This is a genomic window from Saccharopolyspora sp. NPDC003752 (assembly GCF_053605825.1).
Window position 1 is genome coordinate 1 of sequence record NZ_JBSGJZ010000065.1, and the last position, 19516, is coordinate 19516.

Annotated in this window: 18 protein-coding genes; 7 read left to right on the forward strand and 11 right to left on the reverse strand. The window is 71.4% G+C overall.

The window, feature by feature from the left end; translation table 11 throughout:
* The 5 genes from ACWEV3_RS41515 to ACWEV3_RS41535 all read right to left on the reverse strand — a co-directional run.
* Positions 1-350 (reverse strand): sodium:solute symporter family transporter (locus ACWEV3_RS41515; RefSeq protein WP_452619162.1); only part of this gene is annotated, 350 nt, incomplete at its 3' end.
* 230 nt (positions 351-580) lie between these two features.
* Positions 581-1795, reverse strand: coding sequence for an ROK family protein (locus ACWEV3_RS41520; protein ID WP_452619163.1), 1215 nt, complete (start codon positions 1793-1795; stop codon positions 581-583).
* A 54-nt stretch (positions 1796-1849) separates the two neighbouring features.
* Positions 1850-3280 (reverse strand): sugar ABC transporter permease, encoded by a 1431-nt coding sequence (locus ACWEV3_RS41525; RefSeq protein ID WP_452619164.1) that lies wholly within the window; start codon positions 3278-3280, stop codon positions 1850-1852.
* A 132-nt stretch (positions 3281-3412) separates the two neighbouring features.
* On the reverse strand, positions 3413-4180 hold the full coding sequence (locus ACWEV3_RS41530; RefSeq protein ID WP_452619165.1) for an ATP-binding cassette domain-containing protein: 768 nt from the start codon (positions 4178-4180) through the stop codon (positions 3413-3415).
* Positions 4181-4194: 14 nt separating this feature from the next.
* Positions 4195-5310, reverse strand: a complete 1116-nt coding sequence (locus ACWEV3_RS41535; RefSeq protein WP_452619166.1) for a sugar ABC transporter substrate-binding protein — start codon at positions 5308-5310, stop codon at positions 4195-4197.
* A 277-nt stretch (positions 5311-5587) separates the two neighbouring features.
* On the opposite strand from ACWEV3_RS41535, the gene ACWEV3_RS41540 reads away from it, so the two are divergent.
* Positions 5588-7423, forward strand: a complete 1836-nt coding sequence (locus tag ACWEV3_RS41540) for a glycoside hydrolase family 3 protein (RefSeq protein WP_452619167.1) — start codon at positions 5588-5590, stop codon at positions 7421-7423.
* Between the two features lie 122 nt (positions 7424-7545).
* On the opposite strand, the gene fahA is transcribed toward ACWEV3_RS41540, so the two are convergent.
* The 4 genes from fahA to ACWEV3_RS41560 form a co-directional block, all read right to left on the reverse strand.
* On the reverse strand, positions 7546-8721 hold the full coding sequence (fahA, locus tag ACWEV3_RS41545) for a fumarylacetoacetase (protein WP_452619168.1): 1176 nt from the start codon (positions 8719-8721) through the stop codon (positions 7546-7548).
* Positions 8718-9584, reverse strand: a complete 867-nt coding sequence (locus ACWEV3_RS41550; RefSeq protein ID WP_452619169.1) for a hypothetical protein — start codon at positions 9582-9584, stop codon at positions 8718-8720. Before ACWEV3_RS41550 ends, fahA begins: the two co-directional genes overlap by 4 nt.
* Positions 9581-10780, reverse strand: a complete 1200-nt coding sequence (locus tag ACWEV3_RS41555) for a cupin domain-containing protein (protein WP_452619170.1) — start codon at positions 10778-10780, stop codon at positions 9581-9583. Before ACWEV3_RS41555 ends, ACWEV3_RS41550 begins: the two co-directional genes overlap by 4 nt.
* A gap of 97 nt (positions 10781-10877) precedes the next feature.
* Positions 10878-11402 (reverse strand): MarR family winged helix-turn-helix transcriptional regulator, encoded by a 525-nt coding sequence (locus ACWEV3_RS41560; protein ID WP_452619171.1) that lies wholly within the window; start codon positions 11400-11402, stop codon positions 10878-10880.
* 158 nt (positions 11403-11560) lie between these two features.
* Here ACWEV3_RS41560 and ACWEV3_RS41565 point away from each other — a divergent pair, with 158 nt between their 5' ends.
* The 4 genes from ACWEV3_RS41565 to ACWEV3_RS41580 all read left to right on the forward strand — a co-directional run bounded on the left by ACWEV3_RS41565 (position 11561) and on the right by ACWEV3_RS41580 (position 15817).
* Complete coding sequence (locus tag ACWEV3_RS41565; protein ID WP_452619172.1) at positions 11561-12601, forward strand: LolA family protein; 1041 nt, start codon at positions 11561-11563, stop codon at positions 12599-12601.
* Positions 12601-13566: an ABC transporter ATP-binding protein gene (locus ACWEV3_RS41570; protein WP_452619173.1), complete on the forward strand. Its 966-nt coding sequence runs from the start codon at positions 12601-12603 to the stop codon at positions 13564-13566. The genes ACWEV3_RS41565 and ACWEV3_RS41570 overlap by 1 nt, the downstream gene beginning before the upstream one ends.
* Positions 13563-14414, forward strand: coding sequence for an ABC transporter permease (locus ACWEV3_RS41575; protein WP_452619174.1), 852 nt, complete (start codon positions 13563-13565; stop codon positions 14412-14414). Before ACWEV3_RS41570 ends, ACWEV3_RS41575 begins: the two co-directional genes overlap by 4 nt.
* 398 nt (positions 14415-14812) lie before the next feature.
* Positions 14813-15817 carry an aldo/keto reductase family protein gene (locus ACWEV3_RS41580; RefSeq protein ID WP_452619175.1) on the forward strand — a complete coding sequence of 335 codons (1005 nt, stop codon included), beginning with the start codon at positions 14813-14815 and terminating at the stop codon, positions 15815-15817.
* A gap of 1 nt (position 15818) precedes the next feature.
* Here the strand turns inward: ACWEV3_RS41580 and ACWEV3_RS41585 are convergent, their stop codons facing one another.
* A complete protein-coding gene (locus ACWEV3_RS41585) occupies positions 15819-16244 on the reverse strand; it encodes a hypothetical protein (RefSeq protein ID WP_452619176.1) in 426 nt (141 codons plus the stop codon).
* Between the two features lie 214 nt (positions 16245-16458).
* Between ACWEV3_RS41585 and ACWEV3_RS41590 the strand changes: the two genes are divergently transcribed.
* Positions 16459-18060 carry a flavin-containing monooxygenase gene (locus ACWEV3_RS41590; RefSeq protein WP_452619177.1) on the forward strand — a complete coding sequence of 534 codons (1602 nt, stop codon included), beginning with the start codon at positions 16459-16461 and terminating at the stop codon, positions 18058-18060.
* Between the two features lie 4 nt (positions 18061-18064).
* Here ACWEV3_RS41590 and ACWEV3_RS41595 read toward each other — a convergent pair whose 3' ends face one another.
* Positions 18065-18631, reverse strand: a complete 567-nt coding sequence (locus ACWEV3_RS41595; RefSeq protein WP_452619178.1) for a helix-turn-helix domain-containing protein — start codon at positions 18629-18631, stop codon at positions 18065-18067.
* A 137-nt stretch (positions 18632-18768) separates the two neighbouring features.
* Here ACWEV3_RS41595 and ACWEV3_RS41600 point away from each other — a divergent pair, with 137 nt between their 5' ends.
* Positions 18769-19485: a flavodoxin family protein gene (locus ACWEV3_RS41600; RefSeq protein WP_452619179.1), complete on the forward strand. Its 717-nt coding sequence runs from the start codon at positions 18769-18771 to the stop codon at positions 19483-19485.
* Positions 19486-19516 lie beyond the last annotated feature (31 nt).

Sequence of the window (19516 nt, forward strand, 5' to 3'; positions counted from 1 at the left end):
ATGAACTCCGGAACACTGCGCACCTTCGAGCCGTAGTAGAACGGCATCATCACCACGCCCAAGAACAGCATGGCCGGCACCGCACCGATCCAGAAATAATGCATCGTCGGCATCCCGTACTCGGCACCATTCGCCGACATACCGATGATCTCGATCGCACCCAGATTCGCCGAGATGAACGCCAACCCCGTCACCCACGCCGGCAACGCCCGCCCCGACAGGAAAAAATCCAGACTGGTGGACACCGCACGCCGCGCCAGATACCCGATACCCAGCACGAAAACGAAGTACAACGCCAACAACGCGAAATCCACCGCGTTGGCATCCAGCAGCTGACCCTGGGCCAGCACCTGGGTGCCGGCCCATCTCCCAGTGAACAAAGTGGTCCCTCTTTTCGCAGGAGCGTCGGCGTGGCGCGCCGAGAACGCAGGACGCGAAGGTGTCCCCGGCCGGGTCGAGGTCGATCCGGTCAATATGTTGTCCGCAGCAACTTATCACCGGGAGATGTCGGCACCGCCGGGCGTAACCGCATCGCAATCTGCGCGTTTCCCAACCGGCGCAACGGTTTCCGCCGATCGGCTCAGCGGCTGGCAAGCACCTGCTCGAAGGCCAGCTCGGCGGCGCCGAGCAGCTTGCCGTCCGCGCCGAGCGAGGACGTGACCAGCTTGGTGCCGCCCATCGCGCGGCTGACCAGGCTGCGCTCGGTGACCAGCTTGCCGACGTGGTCGATCAGCGTGCGCGGCAGCGAGGTGAACAGATCGCCGAGCACCACCAGCTGCGGGCACAGCAGGTTGACCACATTGCACAGTCCGACGGCCAGCCACTCGCCGAACTCACCGAGCCGCTGCAACACCTCGTCCGGTTGCTGCGCCAAGGCGTGCAGCTCGGCGACGACCACGCCGCGCGGCGAGTCCTCCGGCAGGCCCAGCGCCCGGCTCAGGGCCCGCTCCCCCACCTCGGTCTCCCAGCATCCCCTGCTGCCGCAATAGCATTCGTGCCCGTCCGGCCGCACCACCATGTGCCCGAGCTCGCCGACGTAGCCGCCGCTGCCGCGCAACGGCATCCCGCCGGAGATCACCCCGCCGCCGACACCGACGCCCGCCCCGACGAAGACCGCGTCGGTCGCGCCGCGCGCCGCCCCGCGGAGGTGTTCGGCGAGCGCGCTGAGCTCCGCGTCGTTGCCGACCTCCACCCGACGGCCGTCCAGCGCCTGGGAAAGCCAGTCGCCGAGCGGCACTTCGGTCCAGTGCAGGTTCGGCGCCTCGCGCACCATCCCGTCCGCGCGGCGCACCACGCCGGGCGCCGAGGCGCCGACCGCCACGACGTCGACGCCGGCCTCCTCGATGAGCACCGCGCTGTTGTCGACGATCTTGGTGAAGACCTCGCGCGGATTCCGGGTGGTCGGGCGCAGGCTCCAGCTGCACCGGTTGAGGATCTCGCCGCCGAGCCCGATCAGCGCCATCGCCACCTGCTCGACCCGGATGTCCACCGCCAGCGTCACCGCCGCGTGCGGCTGCGGCAGCACCAGCAGCGACGGCCGGCCCGCGCCGCTGCGCTGGGCGGGCACCCGCTCCACCACGAGCCCGTCCCCGACCAGCTCGTCGACCAGCGCCTTGATGGTGCTGCGATTCAGCCCCATCTCGGTGGCCAGCGCGGCCCTGGTGCAGGGCCCACCGGTGTGCAGCCGACGCAGCAGTACCGCCCGGTTGTGCTGGCGCACCTCGTCGGGCCGCGCTCCCGCGGTTGGTGTCGTGGTCAACTCGGCCGCTTCCTCCGCCTGCTTCGGGCTTCCCATCCGGGACAAGCTGTAGCACAGCGGACGCTTGCGCTGCGCATCGTGCTCCCCGGCTCAGCCTTCATGCTGCGCCGTCGAACGCCGCCGGGACAACGCGTCCACGCCGGCGGCGGCCACCAGGACCAGGCCGGTGATGATGTTCACCGGCGCGGCGGCGAAGCCCAGCAGGTTCAGGCCGTTCTGGACGGTCGCGAGCACCGCGCCGCCGAGGACCGCGTCCTGCAGCCGGCCCTTCCCGCCGAACAGCGACGTGCCGCCGATGACGGCCGCGCCGACCGCGAACAGCACCAGGTTGCCGTTGCCCGCGCTGCCGTCGACCGAGCCGACCTTCGAGGTGTAGACGATGGCGCCCACCGCCGCGACCGAGGAGCAGATGATGAACGCGCTCATCCGGATCTTGGCGACGTTCACCCCGGCCCGGTGCGCGGCGTCCCGGTTGTTGCCGACGGCGCGCAGGTGCCGGCCGAAGCGGGTGCGGTCCAGCACGTACGTGCCCGCGATCAGCAGCACCAGGATGATCGGCACCACGTAGGGCACGCCGCGGATCGACGCCAGCTCCGGGTGCGGCGAGCGGTTGAGCGTCAGCAGGTACGTCGCGACGCCGCCGCAGCCGAGGACGGCGCCGACCTTGGCCACCACCAGCGCGGTCGGCTGCGCGACGAGCCCGTGCCGGAGCCTGGTCAGGTGACGGCGGGCCACCACGGCTGCGTATCCGGCGCCGGCCATCAGGAACAGCAGCCAGCTGCCCGCCACGCCGAGGCTGCCGTTGGCGACGGCGAACAGCTCCGGGCTCTGCCGGACCGAGATCGTCCCGCCCGGGCCGACCAGCTGGAGCACCACGCCGGACCAGGTGATGAACAGCCCCAGCGTCACGACGAACGACGGGATGCGGACCTTCGAGACCGCGAACCCGGTGACGCACCCGATCGCCGCGCCGACGCACACCGCCAGCAGCATCTCCAGCCACGGGTTCGCGCCGACCCCGGCGACCACGAGCACCACTGCCAGCGCGGAAAGCCCGGCACCGAGCCAGATCCGCAACAGCAGCGCCAGCAGCGCCGCGGCCGCGAGCCCCAGCACGAAGGCGTAGAACACCGTGCCGCCCATCGCCCCGAGCAGGTTCCCGTCGTGCTGGAAGTGCAGTGCGAGCACCGAGGCCGCCACGCCGGAGGCCGTCCCGGCGGACAGGTCGATCTCGCCGATCAGCAGCACGTAGACGATGCCCATCGCGATGATCGCCTGCCCGGCGCCCTGGTGCAGCAGGTTGGCCAGGTTGTTGAGGGTCAGGAAGTCCTCGGACAGGGCGGCGAACAGCACCAGCAGCACGGCCAGCATCACCAGCGCGGGCAACGCGCCGAGATCACCGCGGCGGATCTTGCCGACGTAGTCGCGCAGGGCCTCGCCGGTGGCGCGAGAGGTCGTGTCGATGCCGAAGTCGGCGATGCGCAACGCCGGTTCGGCCGCGCCGGTCGGGCTGTTCGTCATTGGCGTTCCTCGACATCTCGGAATTTTCTTTGAAGCGGCGCAGCCGCTTGGCCCACCGTCGCAGCTTGCACCGCCGCGGGTTCTGAGGTTCCGCCACCCGCACCGCCAAGCAAGATGAGTCCAACGCGTACCTCACACTGCTGTCGGGCGGGCGATGCCGAGATCGCCGGAGCGGCCGGCGGTCATCAGCTCGACGACCTGGCCGTGGGTCAGGTCCCCGGCGGGCAGTTCGGCGGCCATGCGTCCCAGGTAGAGGGTGGCGATCCGGTCGGCGACCTCGAACACGTCGGACATGTTGTGGCTGATCAGCACCACGCCGAGACCCTGGTCGGCCAGGCGGCGGATGAGGTCGAGGACCTGCCGGGTCTGCGCGACGCCCAGCGCCGCGGTGGGTTCGTCGAGGATCACCACCTTGCTGTTCCACAGCACGGCTTTGGCGATGGCGACGGTCTGCCGCTGACCGCCGGAGAGCGAGCCGGCCTTCGCGCGCACCGAACCGACGGTGCGCACCGACAGGGAGCGGAGGGTGCGCCTCGCGGCCAGCTCCATCTCGGTGTCGTCGAGCAGCATCGCCGGGCCCCGCTCGCGGCCGAGGAACATGTTCTGCACCACGTCGAGGTCGTCGCACAGCGCGAGGTCCTGGTAGACCACCTCGATGCCCAGCGCGGCGGCGTCGCCGGGCCGCTGGATCTGCACGGGGCGGCCCTCGAAGAGCACCTCGCCGCCGTCGATGCGGTGCATTCCCGCGATGCATTTGACCAATGTGGACTTCCCGGCGCCGTTGTCGCCGATCAGCGCGGTGACCTCGCCGGCGCGCACGGTGAAGTCCACCTCCCGCAGCGCGCGGACCGGGCCGAAGCTCTTGTCGACCCGGCGCAGCGCCAGGATCGGCTCGTGCACTCGCCCTCCCTCCGTCAGGTGATGCCGAGCTGGCGGCAAAATTCCGCCAGCTCGCCACCGCAGATCTCCTCGGCCCGGACGCCCGCCGGGTCGAGCACCGACTTGATGTTGTCGCGCGTGATCAGCTGCGGCGGCAGCAGGACCGACTTCACCTCGCGCCCGCCGACCGGATCGGGCGTTCGCTGGTCGGCCAGCGCGTCGGCGGCCGCGGTGTCGCCGCGGGCGAGCGCGGCCGCCAGCTCCGCCGTCACCGACGCCTCGTCGCGGATCGGTTTGAACACCGTGGACGACTGGTAGCCCTGCAGGATCGCGCGCAGGCCGTCGACGGTCATGTCCTGCCCGGTGACCGGGACCGCGCCCGCCAGGCCGTACTTCTGCAGCACGGTGATCACCGCCGAGGCCAGCCCGTCGTTGGCCGCGAGGACGCCGTCCACCCGCCCGCCGTTGGCGGTCAGCAGCTGTTCGAAGACCCGGCCGCCGGCCTGGTTGTCCCAACCGTCGACGAACCGGCTGCTCGCCAGCCTCAGCTCGCCCGCCGCGTACCGGGGGCCGAGCTCCGCGGACTGGCCGTGGTGCACCAGCGTCGCGTTGTGGTCGGTCGTGGCACCGCCGATCTCGATGACCTGGCCGCCGGGCTTGTCGCGCATCGCCGTCGCGAGCGCCCGGGCCTGCAGTTCGCCGACCTCCTCGTGGTCGAAGCTGACGTAGTAGTCGGCGCTGCCGCCGACGTTGAGCCGGTCGTAGTCGATCACCGGCACGCCGAGCCGTTCGGCCTTCAGCTCGACGGTGGCACCTGCGTCGCCGCTGGGCGCGGCGATGATCAGCACCTGCACGCGCTGGCTGAGCATGTCGTCGGCGATCTGGGCGAACTTCTGCGCGTCGCCCTGCGCGTTCTGCACGATCGGCGTGAGGCCTGCCCGGCGCAGCGCCGCCTGCAGCATCGGCTGGTCGAAGTGCGCCCAGCGCGCGGAGGTCGCGGTATCCGGAAGGATCACGCCGACCCGCGGACCACCGGTGCCCGGCGCGGCCGCGCCGGCGTCCGGCTCCGGCAGCCTGTTGTTCCCGCACGCCACCAGCAACAGCCCGATGCTGCAGGCCATCGCGATCAGCGCCGCGGGCGTTCTCCCCATCGAGAAGCCTTCCCCACTCCCGAACGGAATCGTGCAGAACCAAACGTTGCGACAAACAACTTATGACACAACACCACGAGCGGAGAAGTTGACCTGATCGATGCAGTACCGAGACTTGATCGATGTAGCCCATCTCCCCGAGGAGGCATCCGATGATATGTTGCTGCCTGCAACATATTCCTCGCGGCCCCTCACCGCCCAACGGCAGAGCGCACCAGGCCGCCGGTTTCGCAGTTCCGCCCCGCACGGATGACCTCCGAACGCAGAGGAGAACGGCATGACCCGTTGGTCAGGCACGACCCGCTCGCGGCTCGCGCTGGCGCTCACCGCGGTGGCCTGCACCGCCGCCGTCACCCCCGCCGTGGCCGCGGCACCGCCCGCCTACCGCGACGCGACGCGCCCGGTCGCCGACCGGGTGGACGACCTGATGGCGCGAATGTCGTTGCAGGACAAGATAGGCCAGTTGACGCAGGCCGAGCGGCTGGCTGCCGACCCGGGCACCGCGGCGGCAGCCGGGATCGGCTCGATCCTCAGCGGCGGCGGATCGGCGCCGACGCCGAACACCGCGGAAGCCTGGGCGGACATGTACGACGCCTACCAGCGGGCGGCCATCGCCACCCCGCTGGGCATTCCGATCATCTACGGCGTCGACGCGGTGCACGGGCACAACAACGTGCACGGCGCGACGATCTTCCCGCACAACATCGGGCTCGGCGCCACCAACGACCCGGATCTGGCCGAGCGCATCGGCCGGGCGACCGCCGAGGAGGTCGCCGGCACCGGCATCGACTGGGACTTCGCGCCATGCCTGTGCGTGGCGCGCAACGACCGCTGGGGACGCACCTACGAGTCGTTCGGCGAGACCCCGGAGCGGCCCGCGGCGATGGCCTCCGCCGTGACCGGCCTGCAGGGATCCACTCTGGACGGTCCGGCGTCCGTGCTGGCCACGGCCAAGCACTACGTCGGGGACGGCGGCACGACCGGCGGCGACGACCAGGGCAACACCGAGATCGACGAGGCCGGGCTGCGCGCGGTGCACCTGCCGCCGTTCCAGGCCGCGATCGAGCGTGGCGTCGGCTCGGTGATGATCTCCTACAGCAGCTGGAACGGCGTCAAGATGCACACCGCCGACTACCTGATCAACGACGTGCTCAAGGGCGAGCTGGGCTTCACCGGTTTCGTCGTGTCGGACTGGCAGGCCATCGACAAGATCGACGGTCAGGAGGGCTTCACCGCCGACGAGGTGCGCGATTCGGTCAACGCCGGGCTGGACATGATCATGGTGCCGCACGAGTACCAGAAGTTCATGGACCTGCTGCGCGCCGAGGTCGAGGCCGGCCGGGTGCCGATGGAGCGCATCGACGACGCCAACCGCCGCATCCTGACCAAGAAGTTCGAGCTCGGCCTGTTCGAGCGGCCGTTCACCGACCGCAGTCTCACCGGAACCGTCGGCAGCGCGGAGCACCGGGAACTCGCCCGCGAGGCGGTCCGCGAATCGCAGGTGCTGCTGAAGAACGACGGGAATGTGCTGCCGCTGGCCAAGGATGGCGGCAAGATCTTCGTCGCGGGCAAGAACGCCGACGACATCGGCAACCAGAGCGGCGGCTGGACGATCAGCTGGCAGGGCGGCAGCGGCCCGATCACGCCGGGGACCACGATCCTGCAGGGAATCCGGCAGGCCGTCTCCCCCGGCACCGAGGTGGCCTACGCCCGCGACGGCAACGGCATCGACGGCAGCTACCGGGCGGCGATCGCGGTGGTCGGCGAAACCCCCTACGCCGAAGGCGAAGGCGACCGCCCGGAGGGCATGGGCCTGGACGAGGAGGACCGGGCGACGCTGGCCCGGCTCCAGGAGTCCGGGGTGCCGGTGATCGTGGTGACCGTGTCGGGCCGCCCGCTGGACGTCGCGGCGGACCTGCCGGCCTGGGACGCGCTCCTGGCGGCCTGGCTGCCCGGCACCGAAGGCGCCGGCGTGGCCGACGTCCTCTTCGGCGACCACGACCCGACCGGAACCCTGCCGATGACCTGGATGGCCGGCGCGGACCAGCAGCCGATCAACGACGGGGACGGCCAGCATCCCCTGTTCCCCTACGGCTACGGCCTGACCTACTGAGACGGAACGGGCGCTTTCGGCCCTGTTGAGCCGAAAGCGCCCGCTCGTCGCGAGATCTCAGGCGGTCAGCCCGGATTGCGCGCCTAGGACACCCCGGATACCCGTACAACGCATATTCCGGATCACCCGCTCGCGGGCAGGATCCGGCCCGCCACCTCGCCGAAGCCGATCCGGGAGCCGCCCGGGCCCGGAGCCGTGGCCGTGATGGTGACCTCGTCCCCGTCCTGGAGGAACGTGCGTTCCTCCGCGCCGACCTTGACGGGTTCCTTGCCGCCCCAGGTGAGTTCGATGAACGCGCCGCGCTGGTCCTTCGCCGGGCCCGAGATCGTGCCGGACGCGTACAGGTCGCCGGTTCGGCTGGTCGCCCCGTTGACCGTCAGGTGCGCCAGCATCTGGGCCGGGGACCAGTACATCTCCCGGTACGGTGGGCGGGAGACCTCGTGCCCGTTCCAGGACACCGCGAGGTCGATGTCCAGGCCCCACGGCTCGGTTTCCCGCAGGTACGGCAGGGGTTTCGGCTCCTGGTCCGGGACCGGGACGCGCGCGGCCTCCAGCGCGAGCAGCGGAACCACCCACGCGGAGATCGAGGTGGCGAAGCTCTTGCCGAGGAACGGGCCCAGCGGCACGTACTCCCACGCCTGGATGTCGCGGGCCGACCAGTCGTTGACCAGCACGACGCCGAACACGCGGGTGGCGAAGTCCGCGGCGGGCACGGTGCTGCCCAGGTCGGAGCCGGTGCCGACGATGAAGCCGAGCTCCGCCTCGATGTCCAGGCGGCGGCACGGTCCGAACGTCGGGGCGTCCTCGTCCGGCGCCTTGCGCTGGCCGCTGGGGCGGACGATGCCGGTGCCCGACACCACGACCGTTCCACTACGCCCGTGGTAGCCGACCGGCAGGTGCTTCCAGTTCGGCATCAGCGGCTCGGCGTTCGGCCGGAACAGCCGGCCGAGGTTGGCCGCGTGGTGTTCCGAGGCGTAGAAGTCGACGTAGTCGGCGACCTCGATCGGCAGGTGCGTGGTGACGTCGGCGACCGGGTGCACGGCCGCATCCGGCACGTCCCCCGACACCAGCTCGGTGATCTGCCGCCGCACCTGCACCCAGCGCTCGTGGCCCTGCGCCATGAACGCGTTCAGGCTCGGCCGCGCGAAGACCTCGTCGCCCAGTGCCACCGCGAGGTCCACAACGGACTCCCCGACGCGGACGCCGACCCGAGGCTCGGTGCCGGGGGTGGAGAACACGCCGTAGGGCAGGTTGTCGAGCCCGAACGGCGAACCGGCGGGGATGTCGATCACGGTCACGAGGCGACTCCTTCTGCGCTGAGCACCGCCGCGGGCACCAGGCCCAGGTCCACCAGCTCGGTCAAGGGCTCGATGATGCTGCACGTGCCGAAGGACACGAACCGCTCGCGGGCGGCCGCGACCCGCACGTCGTCCAGGTTCGCGACGCGCTCGGCGACCTTGCGCGCATCGCGTTCGGCGAGGATCTCGGCGATCTCGGACTCGTCGGCGAAGTCCACCGCCGCATCGGTCGCCAGCAGCAGGTTCAGGTAGCCGTGCTGTTCGAAGCCGGTTGCGGGATCGGTGTTGCGGATCGCGTGGTGCAACCCGGCGGTGGCCTTGAACGGCACCCGCGCGTCGACGACCGCCCGGATCGCGGCGGCCAGTTCCGCCTCGTCCGGGTACAGCTCGGCCTTCACCCCGCCGGTGCGGAACTTGGCCTGGTACCGGGTGGCGGCGCAGGCGGCGATGACCTCCGGGCGCCGCTGGTCGCGAGGCACTTCGACGAAGACGGCCACGTCCTCGGCCGCCGCGCAGGCCCGGTCGAGCTCGGCGAAGAACTCCGCCGGAGCCTGCCCGGCGGGTACCGCGACCTCCAGGGCGCGCAACCGGACCGGCAGCGATCCGGCGGCGTCGAACACGGCCCGGAGCTGCCCCGGCCCCGCGGGCGCGGTGACCGAGAGGTCGAGCCGATCGCCGGATTCGAGCAGGTCGGCGAGCTCCGCCAGCGCCGGTGCGGCGAGCACCAGCGGCCCGACGAGCTCGGCGTACGGCGCGGCGGTGTGCCGGGCGTGCGCGGCGACGGCGTCGGGCAGCGGCGCCAGTCCGGGCGGGAACACCGCGGCGTCATCGCACAGCGATTTCGCGAAATCCGGGATGGTCACTGCTTCGGCCCCCGTCCCGCCCAGGTCCAGGCGTAGCCGGGATCTTCGGCCGCGCGGCCGCCCTCGCCGAGCTCCAGCGGGCGGAACGTGTCGACCATGACCGCGAGCTCGTCGAAGTACTCCACCCCGATGCTGCGCTCGTAGGCCCCCGGCTGCGGGCCGTGCGAGTGCCCACCCGGGTGCAGGGAGATCGAGCCCTGCCCGATCCCGGAGCCCTTGCGCGCCTCGTAGTCCCCGCCGCAGTAGAACATCACCTCGTCGGAGTCCACATTGGAGTGGTAGTACGGCACCGGGATGGACAGCGGGTGGTAGTCGACCTTGCGCGGCACGAAGTTGCACACCACGAAGTTGTCGCCCTCGAAGACCTGGTGCACCGGCGGCGGCTGGTGCACGCGGCCGGTGATCGGCTCGAAGTCGGACACGTTGAAGGTGTACGGGTACAGGCAGCCGTCCCAGCCGACCACGTCGAACGGGTGCTCCGGGTAGACGAACCGGGTGCCGACGATGCCGGCGCTGCCGCGGTGCTTGACCAGGACCTCGACGTCGGTGCCGTCGGCCAGGACCGGCTCGGTGGGGCCGTGCAGGTCGCGTTCGCAGTACGGCGAGTGCTCCAGCAGCTGGCCGAACTTCGACAGGTACCGGCGCGGCGGCGTGATGTGCGAGTTGGCCTCGATGCAGTACGCGCGCACCGGCTCGTCGCCCTGCGGCAGCCAGCGGTGCGTGGTCGCCCGCGGCAGGATCACGTAGTCGCCCGGCCGGAACGGCAGCGCGCCGAACACCGTCTCGACGACGCCCTCGCCGGACTCGATGTACACGCACTCGTCGCCGATCCCGTTGCGGTACAGCGGAGAAGCCTCGCCCGCGACGACGTAGGAGATGCGCACGTCGGCATTGCCCAGGACCAGCCGGCGGCCGGTCACCACGTCGTGGCGCTTCCACTCCTGGCCGCCGAAGAGCTCGTGCAGCTTCAGGTGCCGCGGCCGCAGCGGGTGGTTCGGCTCGGTGCCCAGGTCGGGCAGTTCCCACACCGTCGAGTCGACCAGCGCGGACGGGAGGTTGCGGTGGTAGAGCAGCGACGAGTCGCTGGAGAAGCCCTCCTCCCCCATCAGCTCCTCGTAGTACAGGCCGCCGTCGGGCCTGCGGTGCTGGGTGTGCCGCTTCGGCGGCACCTCACCGACCTGCCGGTAGTACGCCATCGCCCTCGCCTCCTTGCAACGGCCCAGGAACCCTTCGGCCCCGGCGCATTTAATCAATGTATTTACTACTTGCCGCACGGCGCAACAACCGAAGGGATCAGTTCCGGCCGCGGATGTCGAACTGGTCGCGGTTGGTGATGAGCTTGTCCAGCAGCATGATCAGGATGCGCTGCTCGGCCTCGGTGAGCACGCTCGCCCACTCGTGTTCCCGCTCGTTCTGCGCCCGGAACACCTCGACCATCTCCCGCTGCCCGTCCTCGGTCAGCGACAGCAGCACGGAGCGGCCGTCGCGCTCGCCCGGCGCCCGGTCCAGCAGCCCGTCCGCGACCAGCGTCTTCGTCAGGTTCGACACCGCGGCACGGCTCATCCCGGTCAGCTCGGCGGCCTTCTTGGCCTCCAGCGGCCCGGCCAGCCAGGTGACGAACAGCAGCCGGAAGCCCGACCAGGACCGGCCGCGCGGCCGGTGCACCGCCGCCTCCAGGTCGTAGGTGACGATGTTGGACGCCCGGTTGAGCGTCAGCAGCACCTCGGTGGCCAGCTGGTGCCGGAACCCGTACTCGGTGGCCAGCCGGTGGTTCGCCAGCTCGACGAAGGACCAGAAATCCAGCTCGTCCGCGGCCATCGCATCCTCCGTCGCCAAACTGATCAATGCATGAACTATCTCAGCTCGGCCCGCGAACCACCACCCTGCTGAGCCGGTTCTCAGCCCGCGGGCCGCTCTCAGCGTTATCTCAGCGACCTTCAGCCACGCTTGACCCAGGACCCGACAGGAGGAGTCTCATGAAACGGAAGAACGTGGCCTATGCGGCGACCGCCGGTGCCGCGGTGGGCGTGCTCGGCCTAACCGCGCTCGCGCTGCCCGCCGGCGCCGGCGCCGCCCCGGCGTTACCCCCGGTGGCGCCGGAGCAGCTGGTGGAGTCGGTGATGCGGGCGAACCCGCCGGCGCTGACCGGCACCGTCGAGGTGGACAACGCGCTCGGCCTGCCCGCGATCCCGGGCGCGGGCCAGGCCTCCGAGCTCCTTTCCGACGGCACCAGCAAGTTCCAGGTGTGGGCCGACGGCCAGGGCCGCCACCGCGTCTCGGTGCCCTCGCACAACGGAGAGATGACCGTCGTCGACGACGGCTCGACGGTGTGGAAGTGGGATTCGGCCGAGCAGAAGGTGGTCCGCTCGGCGGGACACGCGGCGGAGTCCGCCGAGCACCAGGGTCCGGCCGATCCCGCCGCGGCGGCCCGCCAGATCATCGACAAGCTCCGGCAGACCAGCGACGTGAAGGTGGACGGCACGGCCAGCGTCGCCGGCCGCGACGCCTACGAGCTGGTGCTCACGCCGAAGCCGACCGAGCGCACCCTGCTGCGCGAGGTGCGGGTCGCGGTGGACGCGGAGAAGCGCATTCCGCTGGAGGTCTCGGTGCTCACCAACGGTTCGAACGACCCGGCCTTCCAGGTCGGCTTCAGCGACATCGACCTCAGCGCCCCGGACCCGGCCCTGTTCCGGTTCACCCCGCCCGCCGGCGCGGAGGTGACGGACGGCAAGGCCGAACACGCGCCGCAGCAGCGCCCGGAGGGCGAGCACAAGGTCGTCGGCGACGGCTGGGACCTGGTCGTGGTGGCCCAGCTGCCGCAGCAGCAGGAGAAGCAGCAGGGCGGCCAGGACGTGCGCCAGGTCGCCGAGCAGGTCGGCAAGCCGGTCAGCGGGCCGTGGGGCGACGGCTGGATCATCGGCACGGCGGCGGGCAACGCCCTGCTCACCTCCGACGGCCGCGTCGCGGCCGGTGCGGTGCCGGAGCAGGTGCTCACCGCCGCGCTCGGCGGGGCGTGATGGCGAACGCAGTCGAAGCGGTGGGGGCGGCGACGACCGCCCCCACCGCGGGCGATCTCGCGGCGCGCACCGCCGGCCTGCGCAAGACCTACGGCCGGACCGTCGCGGTGGCGGGCGTCGACCTCGCGGTCCCGCGCGGCGGTGTGGTCGGCGTGCTCGGCCCCAACGGTTCGGGCAAGACCACCACGATCCGGATGCTGCTGGGCCTCACCGCCCCCACGTCCGGCACGGTCGAGCTGCTGGGCCACCGGTTGCCGGAGCACAGCGGCCGGGTGCTGCCGCGGGTCGGCGCGCTGGTCGAAGGACCGGGCTTCCACCCGTTCCTGTCCGGCCGGGAGAACCTGCTGCGCTGCGCGGCGATGGAACCGGCGCTGCGCGGCCCGGAGATCCGCGGAGTGGTCGAGCAGGCTCTGGAACGCGTCGGCTTGGGCCCGGCCGCAGGCCGCCGGTACCGGGGCTACTCGCTGGGCATGAAGCAGCGGCTGGGCCTGGCGGCGGCGTTGCTGGTGCCGCGCGAGCTGGTGGTGCTCGACGAGCCGACCAACGGCCTGGACCCGGCGGGCACCCGCGAGATCCGCCGGATCATCGCGGAGCTGCACGCGGCGGGCACGACGGTGCTGGTGTCCTCGCACCTGCTCGCCGAGATCGAGGCGACCTGCACGCACGTCGCGGTGCTGCACCGCGGCTCGCTGGTCGCGCAGGGCGAACTCGCCGCCATGCTGGAGGCCGGCGCGCCGCACCTCGTGGTGTCCACATCGGATGCTTCCGGCGCGGTGGCGACGCTGACCGGCAAGGGCGTGCAGGCCCGGGAAGAAGCCGGGGCGGTCCGCGCGGATCTGTCCGATGTGGACTCCGCGGAGGTCGTCGCGATGCTCGTCCACGCCGGTGTTCCGGTGCACGAAGCGCGGCTGGCCCGGACCGGTCTGGAGGACCTTTTCGCCCGGCTGACCGAGGAGGAGCTGTGACGGCGCTCGACGCAACCACGACGGCGGGGCGGACGTCCGCGCCGTTGGGGCGCGTTCTGCTGGCCGAGCTGCGGTGGGTGCTGCGCAGGCCGCGCAACCTGCTCGCGCTCGTCCTGCTGGCGGGCCTCCCGGTGCTCCTCGGCACCGCGATCGCCGTCACCGGCGGGCCGGGCGGCCGCGGCGGTGGTTCCCTCCTCGCCGCAGTGGCCGGGAACGGGCTGGTGCTGCCGGTCGCGGCCCTGGTGCTCGCGCAGACGCTGCTGCTGCCGCTGGTCGTGGCGATGGTCGCGGCCGACGCACTGGCCGGCGAGTCGGCGCACGGCACGCTGCGCGGCCTGCTGCTCGCGCCCGTGGGGCGGGTGCGGCTGGTCGGTGTCAAGGCCGTCGGCGTGCTGGTGATGGCGGTGCTCGCGGTGGCCGTCATCGCCGTCAGCGGCGTCCTCACCGGGCTGGTCATCGTCGGCGGCGACGGCATGGTGACCCTGTCCGGGACCACGTTGCCGATCGGCTCGGCGCTGGGCCGGGTGGCGCTGGCCGCCGGGTGGTCCGCGGTGCAGATGGCCGCGGTGGGGGCGGTCGCGCTGGCGATCTCGTCGCTCACCGAACACCCGCTGGTGGTCATGGCCGCCACCATGGGCGGCCTGATCGTGTTCGGGGTGCTCGGCACGATCCCGGCCCTGGACTGGCTGCAGCCGCTGCTGATCACCACCGACTGGTCTGCGGTGATGGACGTGCTGCGCGACCCGATCAGCGGCGACACGCTGGTCACCGGCCTGCTCCGCGCGGGTTGCTACCTGCTGATCGGCCTGTCGGCGGCCATCGCGCGCGTGGTCACCAAGGACGCCTGACGGTGCGGGGGCGGCGACGCCTCCGCACCCGGCATCAGCGCAGCAGCATCGCGTACAGCTCCAGCCACGCGGCCCGCAGCAGCAGGCGCGTCGTTCCGCCTCGGTCCCAGCCGATCGTCGTCCGGTCGTTTCGAACTGATCTCTGCTGCCGGTGGTGGCGCAATTCGAACCCTTCGATCCCGCCGGACCGGCCGCCCGCGGCGCCCGCTCCGAATCCCCGACGCCTGGCAAGACTCCGTTGTCCCGCCAGGCCGCACCTCGTCCGGGGCGCTGCCCCGTCCAGAACGTGCGTCGGACACATTGCTCGTTACTCGCCGGTTGCGCAAGGAAAATTTCACCGCGCGCCGCCGGGGCGGGCCGGTAGGTTCGAGTCCGTCGTCCGCCTCCGGAGGGGTGCCATGGAGTTCCGCCATCTCGGCCGCAGCGGCCTGGTCATCAGCGAGATCGCCTACGGCAACTGGATCACCCACGGGTCCCAGGTCGCCGAGGACGCCGCGACCGCGTGCATCCGCGCCGCGCTGGACGCCGGCATCACCACCTTCGACACCGCCGACGTCTACGCCGAGGGCCGCGCCGAGGCCGTCCTGGGCCGCGCGCTGCGGGGCGAGCGGCGCGAGGGGCTGGAGATCTTCACCAAGGTCTACTTCCCCACCGGGCCGGGCCGCAACGACCGGGGGCTCAGCCGCAAGCACATCATGGAGTCCATCGACGCCTCGCTGCGCCGCCTGCAGACCGACCACGTCGACCTCTACCAGGCGCACCGCTACGACCCGGAAACCCCGCTGGAGGAGACCATCGAGGCCCTCGCCGACGTGGTCCGGGCCGGCAAGGCGCACTACATCGGCGTGTCGGAGTGGACCGCCGAGCAGATCCGCGCGGGTCACGCGCTGGCCCGCGAGCTGCACGTGCCGCTGGTGTCCAACCAGCCGCAGTACTCGGCGCTGTGGCGGGTGATCGAGGACGAGGTGGTGCCCGCCTCGGCGGAGCTGGGCATCGGCCAGATCGTCTGGTCGCCCATCGCGCAGGGCGTGCTCACCGGCAAGTACCGGCCCGGGTCCGCGCCGCCGGCGGGTTCCCGCGCCACCGACTCCAACGGCGGCGCGACCTTCGTCGCCCGCTTCCTCCGCGACGACGTGCTGGAGCGCGTGCGGCAGCTCGAACCGCTGGCCGCCGAGGCGGGCCTGTCACCGGCGCAGCTGGCGGTGGCCTGGGTGCTGCAGAACCCGAACGTCTCGGCGGCCATCATCGGCGCCTCCCGGCCCGAGCAGATCGCTGAGAACGTCGCGGCGTCCGGCGTCCGGCTCGAAACCGGGCTGCTGCGGCGAATGGAGGAAATCCTCGCCCCGGTCGCGGAGCGCAACCCGGCGAAGACCGCCGAAAACGCCCCGAAGGCCCGGAAGTGAGCTAGTGGCTCAGCTTCTCCCACAGCGGCGACGAACCTTGGCGCGGCGCCGGCACGAACGGCACGTCCGACAGCGTCGCGTGGCGGCGCCTCGCCCGGGAGACCGCGCCCGCGACCAGTCCGACCGCGCAGGCGCAGACGAGCACGCCCAGCCCGACCGCGGCCGCCTGGTCGAAGGTCAGGTCGCCGCGCACGCCGATGGCGAACGTGTCGTAGAAACCCCAGCACACAGCCGTTGTCGCGGCGGCGGCCGGCACGGTGGTGACCGCCGATACGACCGCGACCAGGATCGCCAACCCGATCGCCGCGGCCGCGGGACGCGCCGCATCCCCGACGGGGATGCACGCCGCGGTCACGACGAACCCGCTGGCGAACCCGAGCGGATATCCGAAACCCCCTGGCAAGACCTGCGAATGCGGATGCCTCATGCCCCCATTAGACACCCCGGGGCTCCCGGCACCCCGGCGTCGCGGCCGGATTGACATCCCGCGTACGCCATTCTGACGAATCCCGGACGGCGGCACCCGGCCGAATCTTTCCTTGCCTTTGCCGGGTTCGGCGTTGCAAGCTCGACTGAGCGATCGATCAGTTGCCGAGCGGCCACCCGCCCAGCCAGCCCGCGAAGAGGGAGTGTGCAGCCGGATGAACGAGCACGACCCGCGGTACGACGCGATCATCATCGGCGCCGGTTTCGCCGGCATGTACATGCTCAAGACGTTGCGCGACAAGGGATTCCGCGCGCACGTCTACGAGCGCGGCACGGACGTCGGCGGAACCTGGTACTGGAACCGGTACCCGGGCGCCCGCTGCGACATCGAAAGCCTCTACTACTGCTACTCCTTCTCAGACGAGCTGCAGCAGGAATGGCAGTGGACCGAGCGATACCCGTCGCAGCCGGAGATCCTGCGCTACGCCCGGCACGTGGCCGACCGCTTCGACCTCCGGCGCGACATCTCCTTCGAGACCAACGTCCGGGCCGCCGCCTTCGACGAGCAGGCCGGCCGGTGGACCGTGCGAACCGACGACGCCGAGATCACCGCGCGGTTCCTGATCACCGCGGTCGGCTGCCTGTCGGCCACCCAGACCCCCGACTTCCCCGGCATCGGCACGTTCCGCGGCGAGTCGTACCACACCGGCCGCTGGCCGCACGAGGAAGTGGACTTCACCGGCAAGCGGGTCGGGGTGATCGGCACCGGCTCGTCGGCGATCCAGGCGATCCCGGTCATCGCCGGGCAGGCCGCGCAGGTCACCGTGTTCCAGCGGACCGCGCAGTTCAGCATCCCGGCCCAGAACCACCCGCTGAGCCCGGACGAACAGCGCCGCGTGAAGGCCGACTACGCGCGGCTGCGCGCCGAGGCGCGGATGACGCAGAGCGGGATCCTCGCCGACCGGTTGCAGCGCAACGCAACCGAGGTGCCCGCCGCCGAGTTCAAGGCCGAACTCGACCGGCGCTGGGGCATCGGCGGAACCACGTTCACCGCGACGTATCCCGACACCCTGCGCGACCCGGCGGCCAACGAGCTCTCGGCGGACTACGTGCGGGACAAGATCCGGGAGATCGTCGACGATCCCGCGACCGCCGAGCTGCTCTGCCCGCACGACCACCCCATCGGCACCAAGCGGATCTGCGTCGACACGGACTACTACGCCACCTACAACCGCGACAACGTGTCCCTGGTCGACATCCGGCGCACGCCGATCTCGGCGATCACGCCCGGTGGGCTGCGGGTCGGCGACCGGGACTTCGAATTCGACGTCATCGTGTTCGCCACCGGTTACGACGCGATGACCGGGCCGCTGAACCGCATCGACATCCGGGGCGCCGGCGGCCTTCGCCTGCGGGAGAAGTGGGCCGAAGGGCCGCGGACCTACCTGGGGCTGGCCAGCGCGGGCTTCCCGAACCTGTTCACCATCACCGGGCCCGGCAGCCCTTCGGTGCTCAGCAACATGATCGTGTCCATCGAGCAGCACGTGGAGTGGATCGGCGAGCACCTGGAACACCTGCGCGACAACGGGTTCACGCGCAGCGAGGCCGCCGCCGACGCCGAGCGGACCTGGGGCGAGCACGTGAACGCGGTCGCCGCCGAAACCCTCTACCCGCGCGCGGCGTCCTGGTACATGGGGGCGAACGTGCCGGGCAAGCCGAGGGTCTTCATGCCCTACATCGGCGGCGTCGGCACCTACCGGGAGCACTGCCGGGAGATCGCCGCCGGCGGCTACCGCGGCTTCCACCTCACCCGGTGAGGGGCTAGGCCGGTCCGGAGTGGACGATCAGCACCAGGGCCGGTTCGGGGCCGGTGCGGCGGTGGCGGTGCCCGGTGTGGCCGGGGTAGGCGATGCTGTCGCGCGGGCCGAGCGCGTGCAGGGTCGGCTTCTCCGGCGCCTCCAGGAGTTCCACCTCCAGCGAGCCCGAGACCACGTAGACGAATTCGCGGCGGGCGTGGCTGAAGTACTCCTCGAACTCCTCGGTGCTGACCACCATCTCGGTCACGTCGGCGCCCTGCTCGAAGTGGTCGAGCAGCCGTACCGAGTCCACCACCTGGCGGGCGCCGCGCTCCAACCGGACGCCGCCCGCCGAGGGGGCGGCCTCGGCCAGCAGCGCCTGCTGCGTCGTGCGCAGCGATTCGGCGATCAGGAACAGCGAGCGCATCGACGGCCGCGCCCGCCCGCGCTCGACCTGGCTCAGGAAGGGGTGCGAGAGCCCGGTGTCCGCGGCGACCTGGACCAGGGTGCGCCCGAGCTCCTTGCGGCGGGACCGGATCGCCGCGCCGAGGCGGATGTCCGCGTCCTGCACACCGCGCCGCCTGTCCCCCACCGCTGCCCCTTCCCCGGTCGCCGCCGTCCCGCCCGATGTTACCGCCGTCAACATTCTGCGCGGCCACCGGAGTTGCCCGGCCCCGCGGTCGGTGCTGCACTGGGCCGCGCGGAGACGTTGCCGGGGGGCGAGGGGCGATGACCGAGGCCGAACCAGTTTTCGACAACCTGCGGGCGCTGTTCATCAACTGCACGCTAAAGCGCTCACCGGAACGCAGCAACACCGAAGGCCTGCTGGAGCTCAGCGCGGGCATCATGCGCCGCCACGGCGTCGAGGTCGACACCATCCGGGCGATCGACCACGACATCGCCGTCGGCGTCTGGCCGGACATGACCGAGCACGGCTGGGCCACCGACGAGTGGCCGCAGCTCTACCAGCGCGTGCTGGCCGCCAACATCCTGGTGCTGACCGGGCCGATCTGGCTCGGCGACAACAGTTCCGTGATGAAGCACGTGATCGAACGGCTCTACGGCTGCTCGTCGCTGCTCAACGACGCCGGCCAGTACGCCTACTACGGCCGCACCGGCGGCTGCCTGATCACCGGCAACGAGGACGGCGTCAAGCACTGCGCGATGGACGTCCTCTACAGCCTCCAGCACCTCGGCTACACCATCCCGCCGCAGGCCGACGCGGGCTGGATCGGCTCGATCGGCCCTGGACCGTCCTATTTGGACCCTGACTCCGGCGGGCCGGACAACGACTTCACCAACCGCAACACGACGTTCATGACCTACAACCTCATGCACGTGGCGGCGATGCTCGACCGCGCGGGCGGATTTCCCGCCTACGGCAACCAGCGCACGGAGTGGGACGCGGGCTGCCGACCCCACTTCGAGAACCCCGAACACCGCTGACCTCCGCCGTTCGGGCACTGGCCACCGGCGC